Raw genomic sequence first — 19,186 nt, forward strand, 5'->3', positions numbered from 1 at the left:
CGGGACACGACGTCACGGTGTCGGCCCGGTCGGACGTGAGCGCGTTCACCCCGCTCGACGGGAACCGGGTGCCGGCAGGCAAGGGAGTCGCGGGGTTCACAAGAGGGCGGCCACCAGGTCGGCGAACTCCTCCGGGCTGGCGATCCGCACTCCCAGCGACTCGGCCTTCGCTCGTTTGGAACCGGCCTTCTCTCCCGCCACCAGCAGGGAGGTCTTGGCCGACACGCTCGAGGATGCCGTGCCGCCGGCGCGTTCGATCAGCTCGTTCATCTCGTTGCGCGACAATGCCTCCAGCCGCCCGCTCATCGCGCCGGTCACGACGACCGACATGCCCGCCAGCGGGAGCCCGGTCGTCTCGCCCGGGTCGGCCGCGGTGGCCGCTCCGGGCTCGGTCATGTTGACCCCGGCCGCGACGAGCTTGTCGATCAGCGGTCCGATCTCGGCCAGCTCGGCGACCACGACCGGCGCCTTCTCCGCGCCGATGCCCTCGACCTGCTGTATCGCTTCGGCGTCCGCGGCGCGGATGGCGTCCATGGAGCCGAAGTGGCGGGCGATGCGGCGGCTCATGCTCCGGCCGGTGCCGCGCACGCCGAGCGCGCAGAAGACCCGGCTGAGCGGCTGGTTCTTGGCCCGCTCGAACGCGGCGAGCAGGTTGTCGCTGCTGACCTCGCCCATGCGCTCCAGACCGAGCAACTGGTCACGCGTCAGGAAGAACAGGTCGGCGAAGTCGCCGATCAGCCCGGCGTCCAGCATCTGCTGGATGCGGCTCTCCGCCAACCCTTCGATGTCGAGCTGGTCGCGCCCGGCGGCGTAGGTGATCGAGGCGATCGCCCGGCATGCCCGCCCGCGCACACACCGCCACCGTTCCTGCGAGGTGTCGATCTGATCGCCGCACGAGGGGCAGACCGCCGGGATCTCGATCGGCTGTTCGTCACCGGTGCGCAGGTGGACCACCGGCGCCTCCACGCGGGGGATGACGTCGCCGGCCTTGTAGACGACCACGCTGTCGCCGAGCATCAGCCCGCGCCGGGCGATGTCGGAGGCGTTGTGCAGCGTGGCATAGGTGACGATCGAGCCGTCCAGCCGCACCGGCTCGAGCACCGCCCGCGGGGCGATGATCCCGGTACGGCCGGTGTTCCACTCGACCGCGAGCAGCTTGGTGATCTTTTCGACGGCGGGCAGCTTGTAGGCGATCGCCCAGCGCGGCGCGCGCGAGCCGGACCCGGCCGCCGCCTGGTCCTCGGCCAGGTCGCACTTGATGACGATGCCGTCGATGCCGAACGGCAGCTCGGCGCGCACGGCGGCGATCTGCTCGACGCGCTCCTGCACCTGCGCCAGGGCCGCGGCGACGATCCCGGCGACCGGGGTCCGCGCCGTCGTCTGCACGCCCTGCCCGGCGACCCAGGCCATCACCTGGCTGTGCGGCATGGCACGCAGCCGTGTCGCCGTCTCGGAGGTGTCGTCGGGCGCGGGCAGCGCGCCGTAGCCGAAGAAGGTCAGCTCGCACACGTACGGGCGGTCCTGCGCGCGCAACGTGCCCGCCGCGGCGCTGCGCGGGTTGGCGAACGTCGTGCCGTCGTGGGCCTGCCGCTTGGCGCACGCCTGCTCGAACTGGGCCGTGGTCATCATGACCTCGCCGCGCAGCTCGACCGTCACCGGCTCGGCCAGCCGCGCGGGCAGGCCGACAACGGTGCCGATGGCGTGCGAGACGTCCTCGCCGGCCGTGCCGTCGCCGCGGGTCACGAGCTGGACCAGGCGGCCGTGGCGGTAGCGGGCCGAGATCGCCAGACCGTCCAGCTTCGGCTCCACGCTCCAGGCCGTGACCGGGTGGCCGAGCCTGCGCTCGAGCGAGGCGGCCCACTCGGCCAGCTGGTCGGCGCCGAAGACGTTGTCCAGGCTCAGCATCGGCACCAGGTGGGGAACGTCGCCGACCACCGCACCGCCCGCCACCTTGCCCGTGGGCGAGGTCGCCAGCACCTGGTCGGGATGCTCCAGCTCGTAGGCGGCGATGCCGCGCACCAGCCGGTCGTAGGCGTCGTCGTCGAGCGTCGAGGTGCCGTCGGCGTAGTAGGCGGCCGAGGCGTCCACGGCCAGCTGCACGGCCTCGGCGTAGGCGGCCTCGTCGGCCAGAACGGAGATCGGGGGTGCGTCGTTCATAGGGCCATCATGCCGGGTGCCACTGACATTTCCGGGCCGGGAACCAGGCGTTGAGCTGGGCCTTTCGGGCTGAACCACAACGCGGGTGCATGCGGAGCCGACCTCGGTGATCGCGATGGCGTTATGATCGGCGGTCACCTGATCATGGAAGGGACGCCGCCGATGACCACCCATCCCGAGTTACTGGACGTGGGGCATCCGTTCCGGCAGTGGAAGACGTGGCGGATACCCGGGGCGGAGCTGACCATCACCGGCTACTCGCGCGCCAACGACAAGACCTTCTTCCACCTCCCCGAGCTGCGGTGCAGCCTGGACGCGGGGTTGTGCGAGGGACGGCAGGTGGACACGGTCTTCCTGACCCACACCCACCACGACCACGCCAAGGATCTCGATTATCTGGCGGCCAAGGCATCCGGCACGGATGTCTACCTGCCCGCCGCGGCGGTGCCGTACGTGGAGTCGTATCTGCGCGCGTCCGCCGAGCTGAATCACGGCGCGGGATACGACCCGGAGCTGGCGAAGGGATGCCGCCTGCACGGCGTGCGGCAGGACGACGAATTCGCTTTCGGGCGGCGGGGACACCACGTGCGCGTGGTGGAGTGCGAGCACAAGGTGCCCTGCGTGGGATACGCCTTCTCGGAGCGGCGCAAGGCGCTGCTGCCGGAATTCGAGGAGCTGCGGCGGTCGCTGGGCGGGGAGTTCGGCCGGATCATCGCGCAGCGGCGCAAGGAGGGCGTCCAGGTCGAGCACGAGGTCCGCCGCCCGCTGTTCGCCTTTCTCGGAGACACGCACGTCAACGTCTTCGAGAAGAATCCGTGGCTGTTCGACTACCCGGTCGTCATCACCGAGTGCACCTACCTGGACGACGCCGAGCTGGACCGCGCGGACCGGGTCGGCCACACGGTGTGGAGCCGCCTGCGACCCGTGGTGGAGGCCCACCCGGAAACCCTGTTCGTCCTGACCCACTTCAGCCTGCGCCACTCCGACCGCGAGATCGTCGACTTCTTCCGGCAGACCGCGCTGGACAACGTCGTGCTGTGGGCCCACGAGCAAAGCCATCTCCCCGAACAGCACCAGCATCGCGAATCCTGAATCCGGTCAGGGCCGGCCGTCCCGCAGGAACGCGCGCTCAGCGGGCCACGGAGGCAAGCTCAGCGGGCCAGCAGGGGCAGGAGCAGGGACGCCGTCGTGATTCCCGTCGCGGCGGCGACGATCAGGACGAGGAAGTCCAGGCCCAGGTGTCCTGGCGTGCCGAGCAGCAGGGTGCGCAGCGCGTCGACCTGGTAGGTCAGCGGGTTGACGGTGCTGATCGCCTGCAGCCAGCCCGGCATCAGCGCCGTCGGGTACAGGGCGTTGGAGGCGAAGAACAGCGGCATCGTGATCGCCTGCCCGATCCCCATGAGCCGGTCGCGCGTCAGCACGATCCCGGCGATCGTCACCGACAGGCAGGAGAAGAACGCCGCGCCGAGCACGACGACCGCGGCCATGCCGAGCAGGCGCAGCGGGTTCCAGGTCAGGCCGACGCCCAGGAGCGCGGCGATCAGCAGCACCGCGACCGCCTGGATCACCGCCTTCACCCCGGCGGCGAACGCCTTGCCCGCCACCAGCGCAGCCCGCGGAGTGGGCGTGACCAGGAGCTTGGCACGAGAACGCACCAGACGTCACGTCTCGCCCATCAGCACCCGCTATCGCGTAGCTCCCGCTTCCAGGCCCCCTCATGCTTAGTGGTCGGCTCTCGGGGTTGTCCTGTCCGGGCGAACCTTGCGCTGTCCGGGCTTACTCGGCACCAAGCCCTGCGCCGTCCGGACTTACCTGGGGTCGGTCCGCTGAGGCATACTGCCTCGCATGGCGACTTGAAGAGCACCATCTGGCCCGCTGCGCTGGCGCAAGGTCAGCACCTGGGACACCATCCCTGGCGATGGCCACCGGATATGCGCCACCTGCCGCACTCCAGTGCGCTCGTACCAGTACCGCTACTACCCTGCCGAGTCAGATTTCTACGAACGATGTATCGGGTTCGCCTGGTGCTCCGGCTGCCGCATCTACAGCGGATCGATGGTCTACGTGCCGCGCAAAAGAGTGCTCATGGACGCTCTGGCTGGCCTCGCCCCACAAGAGCGTGAGCGCTTGAAGCGCAGCGAAGTCCAGCTGATCGAGTACCTGAACGGCCGTGCCGAAAGTGCAGAGTGATTCCGAACAGCTTCCGGCCGCTCTGTTCAGACCGCCTGCAACCTCTACCTCGGTCACTGACAGAGATCAACCCCCGAAGAACTTACGGCGCGGCCCACTTAGCCACCCGAGTATTTGCCGAATTGTTCTTATAAGAATCAAGGCGGACCGCCTCCGGCGGCCCGCGCGGGCGGCCAAACCGGCCGCCCTCCCCGCCGGGCATGCGGCCTGGAGGCCGGTCCCGGCGGGAGCGGCCAGGCCGCCCGCACCCCTTATCGCGCCGTTCTCTTACAGGCCAAGATCATTACGGGCGCCACCGCGGGGACGGTCCGTGATCATCTTTCCGCCGCGTGCGCGCCGGCTGCACTCACTGCGTTCGCCCTACGGGTGACCTTCGGTCATGCGACCGGCCCCCACGCTCCCGACCCATACCGGCCGTAGCTCCGGGAGATCCGCACACAGATGAGCCACACCGAGCCCAAGTTCGTCGGTTCGTATCTAGCCTTGCCCGCCGAGACACCTGCTCAACAGGGGTACGAGAGTCGCCGGAGACGTCCCGGCGACGGTCGGCGGCACGGATTGTCCTCGATCGTCTTGGCCCAGTGGATGCCGCAGACCAGCATCATCCGACCGTCTCCGGCGCGGTCAGCACATGCGTCAGCACCAGATACGAGCCCGGAGGCACCGCCTCCATCAACAGCTTGCTGATCTTGTACGGCTTGTCGCGCGCCTCGATGAAATGCAGCACCGCTACCGCCAGCACCCCGACCGGACGCGACAGATCGGACGCGCGAACGTCAGGCCAGGGTCGGGAACGGCCTGCGCCGAAGGCCGTCCAAGAGGACGATCAACTGATGAGCCAGGGTCCTGGTCAGGCGCTCGTACTCCTCAAGCAGAACCCTCACGTTGCGATCGGCAATGACGGCATCCCCGGCAGGGGTCGGCCGGAAGACGTGTCCGAGGACCGCCCACGGTTCGGCGTCTGCCACCGTGTAAAGGGCTGCACCCTTGCGGAGCCTGGGGCAGTGCTTGAGGGCCGTGGGGATGCAGGACGGGCAGGTCGGTGGAGCGTTGGTATATCCCCGGTCCGGTGTCGTCCGCGACACGTCGTCCACCAGTAGCCACCATGTGTGCCCCATTGCAGAGTCAGCGGCGGACTCACCGCAGACCTGGCACAACCCGTGTTCCATGCAGCGCCATTGCCGCAATGCGTTGACGAGCAGCCATTGTGGCTGCCCTTGCCGACCGAGACCGTGGCGAGTGCGCAACACCCCATACATCCAGTCAGTGGGTAGGGGGTCGGTGTAGGTAAGGCGCGGGCCGCCCGCCTCAGGGTGGTAACGGAAGGCAAGGCTATGCGCCATCGCTTCGCCCGACCAGGCCGTGATGTACGGAACGCGAAGGGATGGAGGATGCATCACCGACGCGCTCCATGCGGGACGTCCAATATGGCGAACTGGCGTGACAGCCCTTCCGCCGTGGGCGCATGCAGCGTGCGGAGGCAACTGCACCCGGGGGCAGGGCAGGGGCCGGACCCGAGGATGATCCGGCCAACTTCGCGGATGTCCCAGGCGGGGAATGAGGCGATCAAATGATCCAGGGTCACGACTGCCCCCTGGCGTCGCGCCCTATGGCGAACCCGATAGTCCTCCTGTCGCACATCAGATGATCTTCGCGAGCCGATACCTTGAGTGTCATGGTGCCGCCCTCTGCTGTAGGTCGGTGCCCAGAGCCCGCTCGGTGTTGCGATCACCGAGCGGGCTCGCTCTTTTCGTGGCACTCTACTTTACTGGTATCGCTACGTACAGATACGTAGCTCTAGTGAGCGCTTAGTAGTAGTACTTCTAGCGTCGTCTCCATGGAGTTTGGCCCTGATGACCAGATCGACTACGACGGTCCCGTCACGCCGTACAAGCAGCTCGCAGCGATCCTGAAGGCGCGGATTCTGCGCGGCGACTGGTTGCCGAACCGTCCAATCCCCTCTGAAGCCCGACTCGTGCAGGAGTACGGCTTGGCGCGCACTACAGTGCGGCGCGCAATCCAGGTGCTGGTCGACGAGGGGATCTTGTTCGTCATGCCGCAACGCGGGACGTTCGTCTCCCCACCTAGTACGCCTGCGCAGGGGTAACGCTACACGCGTGCACGGGCAACGCCCTGCGTGTTCCCGCAGGCCAGGATGACTTTGACCGCTCTAGGTTGCGTGTGTACAACCCGACTTCGTAGTCCACGTACACCGTTCGCGCTTCCGGCTGGAGCTGCCACGACGTCGACCGAGCGAAGCCACACTGCGAAGGCCAGCGAACGGTTCACAATAAGTCTCCATGAAGGAAGCGCTGTTGGCGATCCTCGGTGCCGCGTTGGGGTATGCCGGACATTGGGGTCAGACATGGCTCGCGCAGAGAACTGAAGAGAGGCAGGCACAGCGAGATCTCATCGCGGGGATGCGTAAGAAGCTGATCGAGTTGAGGGAGTGGCCTGCTGGCCACGACCGATGCAGGACGCTCATTAAAGAGACCGCCGCTGACGCTGGTCTCTTGGTGGACAAGAGGCTCCGCGAGCGGGTGGCGGAGGACATGCGCTACGCCCTCAGGGGCCGCACCGATGTGTGGGCTTTAGCGCCTTGGACGTTCGGCGGAGACGCCTTCGAGTGCCTCTCGGCGAGACTGCGTGGCGACCGCCGTCTCCCCGGGTTCAGCCCCAACAGGGAGATGAGTCAGTTCCTCATGGACCAGGAGCCGCCACATGCTCACATCGATGATCTGGCGCGCAGCCTCATGGTGAGGGAGGACGGGCGGGAAGTGTTCCTGGCTTGGAGGGCTCGCCGTACCAAAGGCTGGAGACGCGCCTTGCCCTCTGGATTCCGGCGCGGACGCCTGTAAGGCCGACTGCGACTCCGGCCAGGAAACCGGCAGCCCCCTCGCCGCTGTCTGGCCAGCCGCCAGAACGTGTCCGCGTTGGCCACTGGCGAATCTCACTGATCTCAACTCCATACAGGCTCTAGCCCTCTTGCGGTCCTGCTGCAAGAGACGGGCGTTGTCGGATCGTTTCGGAGCCAATCTCGCGGGACCCACCAAGATCACGTTCCGGGGGCCAGGAGGGTAGTTCTGGGGGCAGGGGCGATGCCCCTCCTCCATTGGCGGACCAGCGTAATGGCCCCCGGACCGTGATCTTGCCCACGAGATCAGCACCACCGCAACGATCCGTCAACGCCCTCGCGAAGTAGCTCATTTACTCAGGTCAAACCCCAATGCGGTTCATATCAAAGGCGTCACAATCCAGCAGTGGGCTTGCCCGCCCCGTTCGGCCCGAGCAGGCCGAAGATCTCCCCCTGGGCCACGGTCAAGTCCAGGCCGGCGACGGCCTCGGTCCTGCCGAAGGAGTAACGCAGGCCGGTGCAGGTCAGCGCGTCATCGCTCAACGAGAGTCGCCTCCAAACCATCAGCGAGCCTGCGCAGTGCGGGGATCGCGGCTTCCAGAGCGTCCCTGTCCTGTACGGCCAGCAGCTCCAACTGCTCCTTGACCAGCGTGATCCGCCGCTCGTGCCACAGGTTCAGCCGCGTCTCGGCCTCAGGGGTGAGCAGCAGGCGGGCCGACCTGCGGTCCTGGCCGGTCTCCCTGCGCAGGAGGCCGCGCCTGGTGAGCTGGTTCACCAGGGTGGAGACCGAGTTTCCCGCCAGGAACAGCTCGCGCGCCGCGGCGGAGACGCCGATGCCGGGGCTGGCGCGCACCAGGCGCAGCAGCTCGACCTCGGCGCCGCGCAGAGGCGGCTGTTCGACCCCTGTGCGCAGGTTGCGGCGCATCAGCCGCTGGATGCCGGACAGGAGCCCCGCGAGAGTCTCAGGAAGGTCGTCCGTCCCCATACCAACCACATTAGCTCTGCTAACGAGCTATTGGGAACCCCGGGCAGGTCAACCGCGCATCCGGCCGATCATCTGGCCGGCCACCCCGGTCAGGCGGCCGCAGCGCCGGATCGGGTCGGCGGAGCCCTCGGGCTGCTTCGGGTCGGACAGCGTCAGCGCCACCACGAAGCGGCCCTTCCTGAACACCAGCGTGCCGGGCGACCTGGCGAACTTGCGGGTGACGCAGTACGCCTCCTCCCCCACCTGACGGCCCACCGGCCTGCCGATGTCGATGCCCTTGCCGAAGTGCAGGTTGTTGGCGGCGGCGGCGTCCGCGGTGTAGCTGGTGACGTTGGCGGTCAGGACGTAGCGGTCGACGGAGTCGTCGCCGGTGAAGCGCTTGCAGGTGGTCTCGACGTAGGCGTACTGCTGCCTGTCCTTGATGTCGGTGTTGATGCTGAAGTCCACCCGGCCGACCGCGGTGGCCAGGTCCTCCTCGACGAACGGGGCGGCCGGCCGGTTGAAGACCGCGCGGAAGTCCGCGGCCCTGGTCAGCGCGCAGGCGGAGGCGGGCTGGGCGGGCAGCAGCGGGCTGTCGTAGCTCAGCGCCGGGTTGCCGATCGGGTGGGCGGTGCGCCGCTGCAGGTTCGCGGCGATGATCCTGAGCACCTTCCTCCTCGCGGGCTCGGGGAGCGAGGTGTGCACGGACACCACGGTCCGCCCCAGGCGCAGCGCGTAGGAGCCCATGTCGGAGCCAGAGCTCCTGCTCTGCAGGACCTTCACCCCGCCGATCGACGGCCTGGGCCGGTACCTGTCGAAGCTGTAGACCATCGCGCCGGGGTTGGTGTAGCTCTCCTGGAAGACGTCCATGCTGACCGAGTTCTTCGGCTCCAGCCCGTAGCTGCAGGAGTTGGACGGCCTGATCGGCACGAACAGGTCGCTGCCCCGCTCGACCTGCCCCGTGCCCTGGTTGTCGAAGTAGGCGCGCGAGTACGGCCCGGCCAGCGGGTTCGGGAACAGCCTCAGCCCCTTGCCCGCCAGGTCGGCGAACGTCAGCAGCGTGCACGCCGGGATGACGGGGGCGCCCGCGTGCCGTACCTGCGTGGTGCTCTCCTTCTCCACCAGCGGTGCCGGGTCGGCCACGCCGTCGCTCTGCTCGCCGTACCCCTTGCGTGGGACGTTCTTGAGCTCGCCGCCGCCCTTCCCCGTGGCGTCCTCGCCGGTGGCGATGGTCGGCGTGGACCTGGGCGACAGGAGGCGCGGGAGCAGCACGACGCAGGCCGCGGCGACGAGCGCGAGCACCAGCCCGATCACGAGGAACCATGGCCATTTCGGCTTCTTCGGCGGCGGGCCGTACCGCTGGTGCGGGTAGTAGGGCTGTGGATACTGCGGCGGCGGCGGATAGTGCTGGTACGGCCCGCCCTGTGGCGGCCAGGCCCCCTGCCCAGGCGGTGGCGGCTGAACCACGATGACCCCCCGTCCGTGATCGAAGGCAGAGCCTACTGATCCACCGCATGCGCGACCACGTCAGGTGGTGGACGTTGTCGTTTCCGTGACATCGACGAGGTCCGCGATGTGAGCGGCGAACTCGGGCCAGAGCTCCCTGGGCAGGCTGTGGCCCAGGCCCTCGATGATCACCAGTTTCGCGCCGGGGATGGCCGCCGCCGTGGCCCGGCCGCCGCTGACGTCGATCATGAGGTCGGCGGTGCCGTGGATCACCAGGGCGGGGACCCGCAGCCGCCGCAGCCGTGCGGTGCGATCCCCCGAGGCCAGGACCGCGACGCTCTGCCGCATCAGGCCCAGGGGGTCGAGCCCGCGGTCGTAGGCCTGTCGCGCCCGGGCGGCCACCGCGGCCTCGTCGAAGGCGAACGCCGGGGAGCCGACCGCCCGCAGGACGCGCACCTGCCATTCGACGTAGCCCTGGCGGTCCTCCGGCTGCGCCCCCAGCGGTCCGATCGCGGCGAAGTCCGGCCGGCCCACCGCGGGGTCGCCGGTGGTCGAACTCATCGACGTCAGCGACAGGACCCGGCCGGGGTGCTCGATCGCGATCGTCTGGGCGATCATGCCGCCCAGGGAAAGGCCGACGAGGTGGGCGCTGTCGAGGCCGAGCGCGTCGAGCAGCCCCACGGCGTCGGCCGCCATGTCCGACAGCGTGTAGGACGCCGACGAGACGTCCCCGGCCATCGCCGCCTGGATGTCCGGCACGGGCGCGTCAGGGAAGTGGGACGACCGGCCGGCGTCCCGGTTGTCGAACCGGATCACCTGCAGCCCGCGATCGACCAGCTCGGCGCAGAACCCCTCCGGCCAGTTGATCATCTGCCCGCCGCCGCCCATGATCAGCAGCACGGGCGGATCCGCCGGATCGCCGAACCGCTCGTAGGCCACCTCGATACCGCCCGGCCCGACATTCCGCGCGATCTCCTCGCCCATGCCCACCCCATCTCCTCGCCGCTGGTTCCCCCGTCGGTGTATCCCCTTCTGCCTGCGGGAATCATCTATCCGACGACGAATCTGGGACGCCGGAACGACGGCTGTGCCAGAGAGGGGGGCAGCCCTGATGTCATCGCAAACGACGTTCACCGTACGGCAGGCCGCGTTCATCGGCGTCGGCGCCATGGTGGGAGCCGGGATCTTCGCGCTCCTCGGCGCCGCCGGCGAGGTGGCGGGCTCGGCCGTGTGGCTCTCTTTCGTCCTGGCGGGCATCGTCGCGATCCTGCAGGGCTACTCGTTCGCCAAACTCGGCGCCAAGTACCCCTCCGCGGGAGGCCTGCTCGAGTACGTGGCCAAAGGCTTCGGCGAGGGCCACGTCACCGGTGTCACCGCCTGGCTCATCTACGTGGCCAACGCCATCGTCACCGCGATGGTGGCGGTGTCGTTCGGCAGCTACGCGAGCGCCATGTTCGCCGGCGGGAACGCGGGCTGGGCCAAGGCGTTCTCCGTGCTCATCCTGCTCGCGATGACGGCCGTGAACATCGTCGGCTCGAAGCTGGTCGCCAAGGCGCAGACGGTGATCGTGTACGTCGTGCTGGGGATCCTCGTCATCTTCGCGGTGGTGACGATCGCCAACATGCAGCTGTCGCTGCTGGCGCCGTCCGGCTACCCGCCGTTCCGCGACATCGTCTCCAGCGTCGCGCTGACGTTCTTCGCGTTCCTGGGATTCGGCATCATCACCTTCACGGCGAAGGATCTCCCCGATCCCGGGCGCCAGCTGCCGAAGGCCATGTTCCTCGCGCTCGGAATAGCCACCGTCATCTATGTCGCCATCGCGGTGGGCGTGTTCGGCACGCTCACGGCCGAGCAGGTCATCGCCTCCGGGGGCACCGCGCTCGCCGTCGCCGCCGAGCCGTCACTGGGCGCGGCCGGCTACTGGATGATGAGCGTGACCGCCCTGTTCGCCACCGCGGGCGCGACCAACGCCGGGCTCTATCCGGCACCGGGCCTGTGCGAGCGGCTCGCGCAGACGAGACAGTTCCCGCCGCTGATGGCGCGCAGGCTCGGCGGGCGCGCATCGGCCGGGCTCCTGATCGTGACGGCGATCTGCATCGTGCTCGCCCTGGCCTTCAACCTCGACGCGATCGCCTCCATCGGTAGCGCCGTCGCGCTCCTGGTCTTCATGTTCATCACGATCGCGCACTTCCGGGTGCGGGCCCAGACCGGCGCGAACGTCGTCATGCTGGCGCTGGCCGTCGGGACGGCCGGCGCCGTCCTGCTGACCTTCATCTTCACCACGCTCATCCACGAGCCCGCGTCGATCCTCACGCTGCTCGTGATCCTCGCGGTCAGCATCGCGCTCGATCTCGGCTGGAAATACAGGTACACCCACCGGGCGGGCCCGCTACCTGGGGCGCCCTAGCCCGGGCGAATCCGGTAAGGCGGCGTTCCCGAAAGTGAGCGAACCTCACAAAGTTGCCAAAACGGTACATATGTTACCGCGGGAAACACGTGACGGTGCTCGCGCGGAGACTTACCGTCACGTTTACCCGGATCGCACCGCGGACCAGCCCGACTCCCCCGGGTCGGACCTCTGAGATCGCCGAAGTCATGCTGGTGGGCCCGCTCAGCCGCGACGCGACATCCCGGGACACGACCTCCGGCCGGAGCAAGGCGGCCGGAGGTCATCGGGCCTCGTCTCGGAGCGGCGAGTCTGCGACCCCCGTCCCCGTGGGGGCGAGACGAGGCCCTCACGTGTCCAGGCGGCTCACGGCCTCCACCGTGTCGGGGAAGGTGTCGACGAACGCGTCGACACGGTACGGGTGGAAGTCGGCGGGCCGCCTGAGGCCGCTCTGCATGCAGGCGATGAAGCCCAGGCCCGCGCCGTTGGCCGCCTGCGCGTCGCCGGGTGAGTCGCCGACGTACACGCACTGCCGCGGCTGCAGGCCGGCCGCGCCGAGCAGCTCGTCGAAGGCCCGCGCGTCAGGCTTGCGGAAGCGGGTGTTGCCGGCGTGGTAGACCGCGTGCACGCGCCCCGCCAGCGCGTGGTCGGGGGCCATGAGGTGCGCCATCTCGGCCCCGGTGCGCGAGGTGAGCAGCATGACGGTACGGCCGGCCGCGGCGAGCCGGTCGATGGCCGCCAGGTTCTCCTCCGGGATGGCGTCGAGCAGCCCGGCGGCCACGTACCGCCGCAGCACGCCGTCGTAGGCGGCGGCGAACGCCTCCAGGTCGACGCCCGGCGAGCGCTCACGCATCGCCTCCAGCAGGGGCTGCCCCCAGGTCGCCACGTGGACCTCGCGCGACATCGGGCGCCGCCCCAGGCGCGCGAGGACCTCGTTCTCCAGCTCGAAACAGACGGCCTCCGTCAGGCAGAGGGTGTCGTCGACGTCGATGGCCACAGTACGGATCACAGTGGGCCATCATGCCCGGCAGGCGGAGGTGTGTCAGCGACGCTTGACGGCCTTCTTGACCTTCTCGACCGCCTGCCTCACCTTGCTCTCGGCCACGTCGAGGTGACCCTCGACCATCAGTTCCTTGTCGCCGGTCTCACGGGCGACCCTCTTCTTGGCCTTGCCCTTGAGTTCCTTTGTCTTGATGGCGATCTTCTTGTAGATGCCCACGGCGTCCCCCGTTGGGTGAATCGGTCAGAACCGATCTCTATCCGAGGCGTGCGCCGACCGACCTCCGGTTCAGTCGTCGACCGTCAGCTCCCGCAGAGCGAGTTCGTCGAGGTAGCAGTCGCAGTTGCCGCAGCCGGGCGTCTCAGTGATCATCATGGCATCACCGTAGATCACCCGTGCGACCGCGATCCCTCCCCGTAGGGGTAAGACCTCCCCTCCCGTCCTCCCGCACCAGCCGATGTGCGTCGGCTGGCACGAGACGGCGAGGACGGGTGTTCAGGTGCCACCCATGGCAGGACCACCCATGGCAGGACGCGCTCCCCCGGCGGGGATCTCGAGCTGCTCGCGGATGAGCAGCCAGCTGGCGGCCAGGACCCACAGCGCGGTCAGCACGCCCGCGATGATGGCGATGACCGGGCTGTCAGGTGCCAGCACGCCGCCCGTGCTCCCCACCGCGAACGCGGCCAGGAGCCTGACCGCGGCCACCACCATGGCGCACCAGCCCATCCACATGGGCAGGACGTGGCCGCGCATGATGGCCCAGCCGGTGACGGCGAACGTCGCCGCCACCGCGACACCCGTGATCGCCCCCACGACCACCAGCGCCGTGTACGGCCCCGCCGCGATGAGCAGCAGCGGTCTGTGCACGCTCACCGCGTACGTCATCCCCGCGAAGACGGAGATCCCCATGAACCCGATCGCCGAGACCAGGATGTACCCGGCCATGACCAGCGCGGGCAGGTCGCTGGTCTCGTCGGCACGCCGGAAGGCATGGGACAGTCCGACCCCGAACCACAGGAACAGCACCGTGGCGATGGCGAACAACAACGCCGCCATCAGTACCTGGGACCGGTACTGCGCCAGGTATGCCGCGATGGTCATCGGCGTGTCGGTGATCCGCGGTAGGTTCCCCAGTACCAGCCGGCCGATGATGGCCACTACCAGGGATCCGACTCCGGCTATGCCGGCCCAGCGAAAGTCGTGATTCTCTTTCACGTGAATCACCCCCGGATTCCATCATCCGCCCAAACCGTCACAACCCAAAGGGCTGGGGCTCCTGAGCTGCCGAAATGTTCACCCTTCGATCCCGAACGGGGCCGCGTAGCCGATCGTGCCGGCGGGCAGCGGGTCCGTGAAGGACGAGGACCATCAGCGCCTCATCGGGAACGTCGAAGCTCACCCTGATCCCGTGGGCGGAGGCACGCGTGAACCCGAAGCGCGGGTAGTACTCCGGGTGCCAGGCGCGCCTTAGGTATGGAAGTTCATACTTTGGTCTTCGATTCGGCGCCGGGCGACGCGGCGAGGGGCCCGGTCGCGATAGACACGTAGGTCATGAAGGCAGGTGAGCGTTCCGTCGTCCGCGAGTCGGCCACGGTCGTGCTGGTGGTCTGCGTCGGCGGCGGCGCCGTGGTGGGCTGGCTGGTGCGGCTGGTGGCACGGTGGTTCGTGACCCTGCCGTGGGCGCCGTTCCAGGGCCCTGCCAGGCTGCTCAACTCCTTCCCCGAGCCGTGGGTGACGCTCGGCCTGATAGCCGTGGGCGTCGTGGCGGGCGTGCTGCTCGCCCTGACCGCGCTGCACGAGTCGATCACCGTCGCCGTTTCCGACACCCAGGTGACGATCACCACCAGGGACGAGACCCAGGTCGTCGAGCGCGACGAGCTCACGCTGGCCTTCAAGGAGGGCAAGCAGCTCGTCCTGCTCGGCCGCCACGGCACGGAGCTGGCCAGGGAGGAGACCGACCTGAGCGCCAAAAGCCTGTCCAGGGCCTTCACCGGTCACGGGTACGGCTGGGCCGACGCGGACCCGCACGCGGGCGACTACCGGCTCTGGGTCCCCGACGCCTCGGGCCTCCCCGAGGGGGCGAACGCCGTCTTCGCGGCCCGCGAGCAGGCGCTGAAGGCGGGCAAGAAGGACGACCTCAGGGAGCTGCGCAAGGAGCTGTCCAGATTCGGCGTCTTCGTGCGCGACAAGGACAAGCGCCAGTACTGGCGCACTCCCTGAGAGATTCCCTCCACGGGCTCGATGAGTCGGGCCGATGCCGCCGGTATGTACGCGTGAGCATCGATCGAAGGGAACCTCGTCATGAGCGTCATCGTGATCCAGTTCATCACCCTGGACGGCATCGTCACCGACCCCGACGGCTCGGCGGGCACCCCGGGCGGCGGCTGGGCGTTCCGTCACGGGCCCGAGACGGTGGCCGGGGACAAGTTCCGGCTCGGCAGGATGATGGACGAGGGCGTCATGCTGCTCGGGCGGACGACCTGGGAGCTGTTCTCCAGGCTGTGGCCCGGGCGCGACGACCCGTTCTCCGCGCGGATGAACGCCCTGTCCAAGCTGGTGGCCACCCGCACGCTGACCGACACCTCGGCGTGGGCGAACTCCCAGGTCATCGACGGCGACCTGGTCGAGGCCGTCAAGCGCGAGGAGCGCGACGTGATCACCACCGGCAGCGTGAGCGTCGTGCGCGCGCTGATGGCCGCCGACCTCGTCGACGAGTACCGCCTGCTGACCTTCCCCACCGTCCTCGGCACCGGCGAGCGCCTCTTCCCCGCCGCGGACACCCCCGCCCACCTGCGCTGCCTGTCCGCCGAGCAGTCCGGCGCCGCCGTCTACACCAGGTACGGCAGACCCACCCGATGACCGCCCGCACCCCCGGTGCGCAGCATGATCTTTGCGGGGGAGGAGGTGTGAACGGGGTTACTGCTGGGTGAAGGCGAGTTTCGCGCCGAGGGCGAGGAAGGAGCCTGCGAAGATCCGGGCGATCCACGTCATCACGCGGGGGCGCGAGATCACGTGGTTGCGCACGGCGGCGGCGAAGATGCCGTAGCCGGCGAAGACCACGAGGGTGGCGAGCATGAAGACCGCGCTGAGTTCCAGCATCCTGGGCAGGGAGTCCGGCTCGCCGGCGCTCACGAACTGCGGCAGGAACGCCACGAAGAACATGGTCAGCTTGGGATTGAGCAGGTTGATCAGGACACCGCTCACGATCACCCGCCCGGCCGGCGGGCGAGCCGTGGCCCGCGTCTCCACGGTGATCGCGGTCTCGCTCCTCAGCATGGTCCAGGCCATGTACAGCAGATAGCCGACGCCGAGGTACTTCAGCACCTGGAAGGCGAGGGCGCTGGCGTGCAGGAGCGCGGCCAGTCCCGTGATCGTCGCCAGCATGTGCGGGACGATGCCCAGCGTGCAGCCGATCGCGGCGATCAGACTCGCCCGGGGGCCGTGGGAGAGCCCGGCCGACAGCGTGTAGACGACTCCCGTGCCCGGTGTGGCGACCACGATCAGCGTGGTCAGGAGGAATGCGAGGCTCACTGCCGCGTCCCTGGTTTGGTCATGAGTGAACCCTGCCGCCACAATGGCCCGATGGACAGGTCCAAAGATGATGAGGTCGGCAGGTCCATAACGTCGGGCTCGGACTTCCTGCAGCTCGACGCCGACCGTGCGCCCGCAGGCGGGCTGTCGAGCTGGCTGACGCGGCAGCTCCGGCTGGCGATGGCCGACGGCCGGCTGCCGGTGGGCAGCAAGCTTCCGGCAACGCGGGTGCTGGCCGCCGAGCTCGGGGTGTCCCGCGGCGTCGTCACCGAGGCCTACCAGCGCCTGCGGGAGGCCGGGCAGGTGGCGGGGCGCGGCAGGGCCGGGACCGTGGTGGTCGCCGCCCCCGTCACCGCGCGCTCCGTCGCGCCCTCGCCCGCCGTACCGGATGAGTTGTTCGGCGGCGAGCCCGGCGTGGACGTCTTCGACGCGCTGCGGGCGGCGCCGGCGCGCATCGACCTGTCGCCCGGGCTGCCCGACCTGAGCGCTTTCCCGCGTACGGCGTGGCTGCGCGGGGAGCGCGCGATGCTCGGGGAGCTGCCGGCGGCCGGCTTCGGATACGGCGATCCCCGCGGGGCTCCCCAGCTGCGGGTGGCGGTGGCCAACTGGCTGGCCCGCAATCGCGGCATCAGCGCGGACCCGAGCCAGGTGCTGATCGTCTCCGGGATCGCCCAGATGCTGAGCCTGCTGGCCCAGGTGCTCGGCAGGGACGGGGTGCGCGAGGTAGCGGTGGAGGATCCGGGGTCGCTGGGGGCCCGCCAGCACCTGCGCAACTGGCGGCTGGACACGCCGCCGATCCCGGTGGACTCCCGAGGGTTGCGCGTCGATCAGCTCCACGCCCAGGGTTCCGGGGTCGTTCTCGTGACGCCCGCCCACCAGTTCCCCAGCGGGGTGGTGCTGGACGGCCCGCGCCGTCGCGAGCTGCTGCGGTGGGCCGAGGAGGGCGGCCTGATCATCGAGGACGACTACGACGCCGAGCACCGCTACGACCGGCCGCCGGCCCCCGCCCTGCGGGCCATGCTCCCGGAGCGGGTCTGCTACGGCGGGAGCGTGTCCAAGCTGCTGGCTCCGGCGCTGCGGGTGGGCTGGGTGCTGGCGCCGCCCGGCTACCAGGAGGCTCTGGTGGAGGCCAAGCGGTTCGCCGATCTCGGCAACGCCGTGCTGCCGCAGCTGGTGCTGGCCCGGCTCATGGAGTCGGGCGAGCTCGAACGCCACCTGCGCGTGCTGCGCAGGCGGCACCGGCGCCGCAGGGATGCCATGATCGACGCGATCAGGCGGCACCTGCCGGGCGCGACCGTCCACGGCGCGGCGGCGGGCCTGCACCTGATGATCACCTTCGACACCGCGTTCGACGACACCGCCCTGGCCGCGGCCGCGCTCGCCCGCGGGGTCAAGGTGCAACCGCTGTCCTGGCACGCCCAGCGCCCGCAGCCGCCGGGGCTGCTCCTGGGCTACGCGGCCAACACGCTCACCCGGATCGGCGAAGGCGTGGCGATCATCGGTCAGGCCTACGGCGGTTAGATCGGGGTCTGGTGGATGAGGACGACGCGCCAGCCTTCCGGGGTGTGGCGGTACACCGTCGAGGCGTGCCACGAGGACGTCTCCCCGCCCGTCGTGCTGGTCAGGCGGTAGACGACGACCGCGCCGTCCTCGCCCAGCGCTTTCACCACCGGGTCGTTGACCCGGCTGCGCCTGTCCGGGTTCGCCGTCCCCTTGGCGTACATCTCGATCACCTGCTGCCTGGGGACGACGCCGTATCCGCCCATGGCCACGAAGTCCTCGGCGCAGTACTCCTCGAAGAACGCCTCGTCGTAGGCCGCGTCGGCGTCCAGCATCCGCTGCTCGAGGTCCAGCAGCGTCTTGTCCTGCTCGCTCATGGCGCGAGCTCCCTTCGATCGGTGACAGGGAGCATGCTGCCCGCCATACCTGACATCTATCGACAGGTACCCGGCGGCTTGGCCGCGCCGCACACCTATGCTCGCCACGACGGCCCGCGGGGCATGTCCGGCGATCGAGGAGGATCCGGGGTGGAGACGTTGACCGAGCGGTTGCGGCTGAGGATGTGGCGAGACGACGACCTCGAGCCCCTGGCCGCGATGGACGCCGACCCCGAGGTGATGCGGTACATCGCTGACGGGTCGCCACGCCCTCGTGAGCAGGCGGCCGGCACGCTGGTGAGGTTGCGCCAGGGATGGCAGGACCGCGGGTTCGGCCTGTTCGCGGTGGAGGTGCGTGAGACAGGGCAGTTCGCGGGCTGGGCAGGCCTGGCGGTCCCGGAGTTCCTGCCTGAGGTGATGCCCGCCGTGGAGATCGGCTGGCGGCTGGGGCGGGAACACTGGGGCCGCGGCTACGCCACCGAGGCGGCGCGCGAGGTGTTGGCCTTCGGGTTCGGGAAGCTGGCGCTGGAGGAGATCGTCAGCATCGCCCACGTGGACAACCACGCGTCCCTGCGCGTGATGGCCAAGCTCGGCATGCGCCCCACCAGCCGCACCACGGTGCCGGCCAGCGGCGCGCCCGTCGAGGTCACCGCCATCACGAGCGCGGAGTACGCGGCCGCCGAGGGCAGGTGAGCGGGAAGAGGAGGTCACGGTAGCTGGATCCTCGACCTGGCCGAGCAATCCTGACCGGCCCTCGCCCCACATTTGGTGTGCTGTGGGG

General features: G+C 69.3%; 19 protein-coding genes and 1 pseudogene. 8 read left to right on the plus strand and 12 right to left on the minus strand.

Annotated elements, in window-relative coordinates:
- Nucleotides 1–96: 96 nt before the first annotated feature.
- On the minus strand, nt 97–2,157 hold the full coding sequence (gene ligA / locus KIK09_RS24755) for an NAD-dependent DNA ligase LigA (protein ID WP_214321726.1): 2,061 nt from the start codon (nt 2,155–2,157) through the stop codon (nt 97–99).
- A gap of 162 nt (nt 2,158–2,319) precedes the next feature.
- On the opposite strand from ligA, the gene KIK09_RS24760 reads away from it, so the two are divergent.
- On the plus strand, nt 2,320–3,249 hold the full coding sequence (locus KIK09_RS24760; protein ID WP_214321727.1) for an MBL fold metallo-hydrolase: 930 nt from the start codon (nt 2,320–2,322) through the stop codon (nt 3,247–3,249).
- Nucleotides 3,250–3,308: 59 nt separating this feature from the next.
- Here KIK09_RS24760 and KIK09_RS24765 read toward each other — a convergent pair whose 3' ends face one another.
- Nucleotides 3,309–3,812 carry an ABC transporter permease gene (locus KIK09_RS24765; RefSeq protein WP_214321728.1) on the minus strand — a complete coding sequence of 168 codons (504 nt, stop codon included), beginning with the start codon at nt 3,810–3,812 and terminating at the stop codon, nt 3,309–3,311.
- Nucleotides 3,813–4,948: 1,136 nt separating this feature from the next.
- Entirely contained in the window at nt 4,949–5,107 is a 159-nt protein-coding gene (locus KIK09_RS24770) for an SAM-dependent methyltransferase (protein ID WP_214322146.1), read from the minus strand.
- Between the two features lie 1,077 nt (nt 5,108–6,184).
- On the opposite strand from KIK09_RS24770, the gene KIK09_RS24775 reads away from it, so the two are divergent.
- Both KIK09_RS24775 and KIK09_RS24780 read left to right on the plus strand, forming a co-directional pair.
- Entirely contained in the window at nt 6,185–6,454 is a 270-nt protein-coding gene (locus tag KIK09_RS24775) for a GntR family transcriptional regulator (RefSeq protein WP_214321729.1), read from the plus strand.
- 193 nt (nt 6,455–6,647) lie between these two features.
- Nucleotides 6,648–7,205: a hypothetical protein gene (locus tag KIK09_RS24780; protein WP_214321730.1), complete on the plus strand. Its 558-nt coding sequence runs from the start codon at nt 6,648–6,650 to the stop codon at nt 7,203–7,205.
- Between the two features lie 398 nt (nt 7,206–7,603).
- On the opposite strand, the pseudogene KIK09_RS24785 reads toward KIK09_RS24780, so the two are convergent.
- The 4 genes and pseudogenes from KIK09_RS24785 to KIK09_RS24800 form a co-directional block, all read right to left on the minus strand.
- Nucleotides 7,604–7,765, minus strand: a pseudogene (locus tag KIK09_RS24785) (daunorubicin/doxorubicin resistance ABC transporter ATP-binding protein DrrA); the annotation flags it as partial.
- Nucleotides 7,734–8,186 (minus strand): MarR family winged helix-turn-helix transcriptional regulator, encoded by a 453-nt coding sequence (locus KIK09_RS24790; RefSeq protein WP_214321731.1) that lies wholly within the window; start codon nt 8,184–8,186, stop codon nt 7,734–7,736. The gene KIK09_RS24790 and the pseudogene KIK09_RS24785, both read right to left, overlap by 32 nt.
- Before the next feature lie 48 nt (nt 8,187–8,234).
- Nucleotides 8,235–9,632, minus strand: coding sequence for a hypothetical protein (locus KIK09_RS24795; protein WP_214321732.1), 1,398 nt, complete (start codon nt 9,630–9,632; stop codon nt 8,235–8,237).
- A gap of 60 nt (nt 9,633–9,692) precedes the next feature.
- Nucleotides 9,693–10,595 carry an alpha/beta fold hydrolase gene (locus tag KIK09_RS24800; RefSeq protein ID WP_214321733.1) on the minus strand — a complete coding sequence of 301 codons (903 nt, stop codon included), beginning with the start codon at nt 10,593–10,595 and terminating at the stop codon, nt 9,693–9,695.
- A gap of 127 nt (nt 10,596–10,722) precedes the next feature.
- Between KIK09_RS24800 and KIK09_RS24805 the strand changes: the two genes are divergently transcribed.
- On the plus strand, nt 10,723–12,018 hold the full coding sequence (locus tag KIK09_RS24805; RefSeq protein ID WP_214321734.1) for an APC family permease: 1,296 nt from the start codon (nt 10,723–10,725) through the stop codon (nt 12,016–12,018).
- Nucleotides 12,019–12,346: 328 nt separating this feature from the next.
- Here KIK09_RS24805 and KIK09_RS24810 read toward each other — a convergent pair whose 3' ends face one another.
- The 3 genes from KIK09_RS24810 to KIK09_RS24820 all read right to left on the minus strand — a co-directional run bounded on the left by KIK09_RS24810 (nt 12,347) and on the right by KIK09_RS24820 (nt 14,212).
- Nucleotides 12,347–13,006, minus strand: a complete 660-nt coding sequence (locus KIK09_RS24810) for an HAD family hydrolase (protein ID WP_214321735.1) — start codon at nt 13,004–13,006, stop codon at nt 12,347–12,349.
- Between the two features lie 33 nt (nt 13,007–13,039).
- Nucleotides 13,040–13,216 carry a CsbD family protein gene (locus tag KIK09_RS24815; RefSeq protein WP_214321736.1) on the minus strand — a complete coding sequence of 59 codons (177 nt, stop codon included), beginning with the start codon at nt 13,214–13,216 and terminating at the stop codon, nt 13,040–13,042.
- 276 nt (nt 13,217–13,492) lie between these two features.
- The gene (locus KIK09_RS24820) at nt 13,493–14,212 is read right to left on the minus strand and encodes a hypothetical protein (protein ID WP_214321737.1); all 720 of its coding nucleotides are present in this window, start codon (nt 14,210–14,212) and stop codon (nt 13,493–13,495) included.
- A gap of 336 nt (nt 14,213–14,548) precedes the next feature.
- Here KIK09_RS24820 and KIK09_RS24825 point away from each other — a divergent pair, with 336 nt between their 5' ends.
- On the plus strand, nt 14,549–15,217 hold the full coding sequence (locus tag KIK09_RS24825; protein WP_214321738.1) for a YqeB family protein: 669 nt from the start codon (nt 14,549–14,551) through the stop codon (nt 15,215–15,217).
- A gap of 81 nt (nt 15,218–15,298) precedes the next feature.
- On the plus strand, nt 15,299–15,856 hold the full coding sequence (locus KIK09_RS24830; protein ID WP_214321739.1) for a dihydrofolate reductase family protein: 558 nt from the start codon (nt 15,299–15,301) through the stop codon (nt 15,854–15,856).
- A gap of 57 nt (nt 15,857–15,913) precedes the next feature.
- On the opposite strand, the gene KIK09_RS24835 is transcribed toward KIK09_RS24830, so the two are convergent.
- The gene (locus tag KIK09_RS24835) at nt 15,914–16,528 is read right to left on the minus strand and encodes a LysE family translocator (RefSeq protein WP_214321740.1); all 615 of its coding nucleotides are present in this window, start codon (nt 16,526–16,528) and stop codon (nt 15,914–15,916) included.
- A 51-nt stretch (nt 16,529–16,579) separates the two neighbouring features.
- Between KIK09_RS24835 and pdxR the strand changes: the two genes are divergently transcribed.
- On the plus strand, nt 16,580–18,049 hold the full coding sequence (gene pdxR / locus KIK09_RS24840; RefSeq protein WP_214321741.1) for a MocR-like pyridoxine biosynthesis transcription factor PdxR: 1,470 nt from the start codon (nt 16,580–16,582) through the stop codon (nt 18,047–18,049).
- Here the strand turns inward: pdxR and KIK09_RS24845 are convergent.
- Nucleotides 18,046–18,405, minus strand: a complete 360-nt coding sequence (locus KIK09_RS24845) for a nuclear transport factor 2 family protein (protein ID WP_214321742.1) — start codon at nt 18,403–18,405, stop codon at nt 18,046–18,048. The two genes, pdxR and KIK09_RS24845, sit on opposite strands and share 4 nt — an antisense overlap.
- A 150-nt stretch (nt 18,406–18,555) precedes the next feature.
- On the opposite strand from KIK09_RS24845, the gene KIK09_RS24850 reads away from it, so the two are divergent.
- Complete coding sequence (locus KIK09_RS24850; protein ID WP_308164267.1) at nt 18,556–19,098, plus strand: GNAT family N-acetyltransferase; 543 nt, start codon at nt 18,556–18,558, stop codon at nt 19,096–19,098.
- Nucleotides 19,099–19,186: the final 88 nt, after the last annotated feature.

The sequence above is a fragment of the Nonomuraea sediminis genome (assembly GCF_018531495.1).
Lineage (GTDB): Bacteria > Actinomycetota > Actinomycetes > Streptosporangiales > Streptosporangiaceae > Nonomuraea > Nonomuraea sediminis.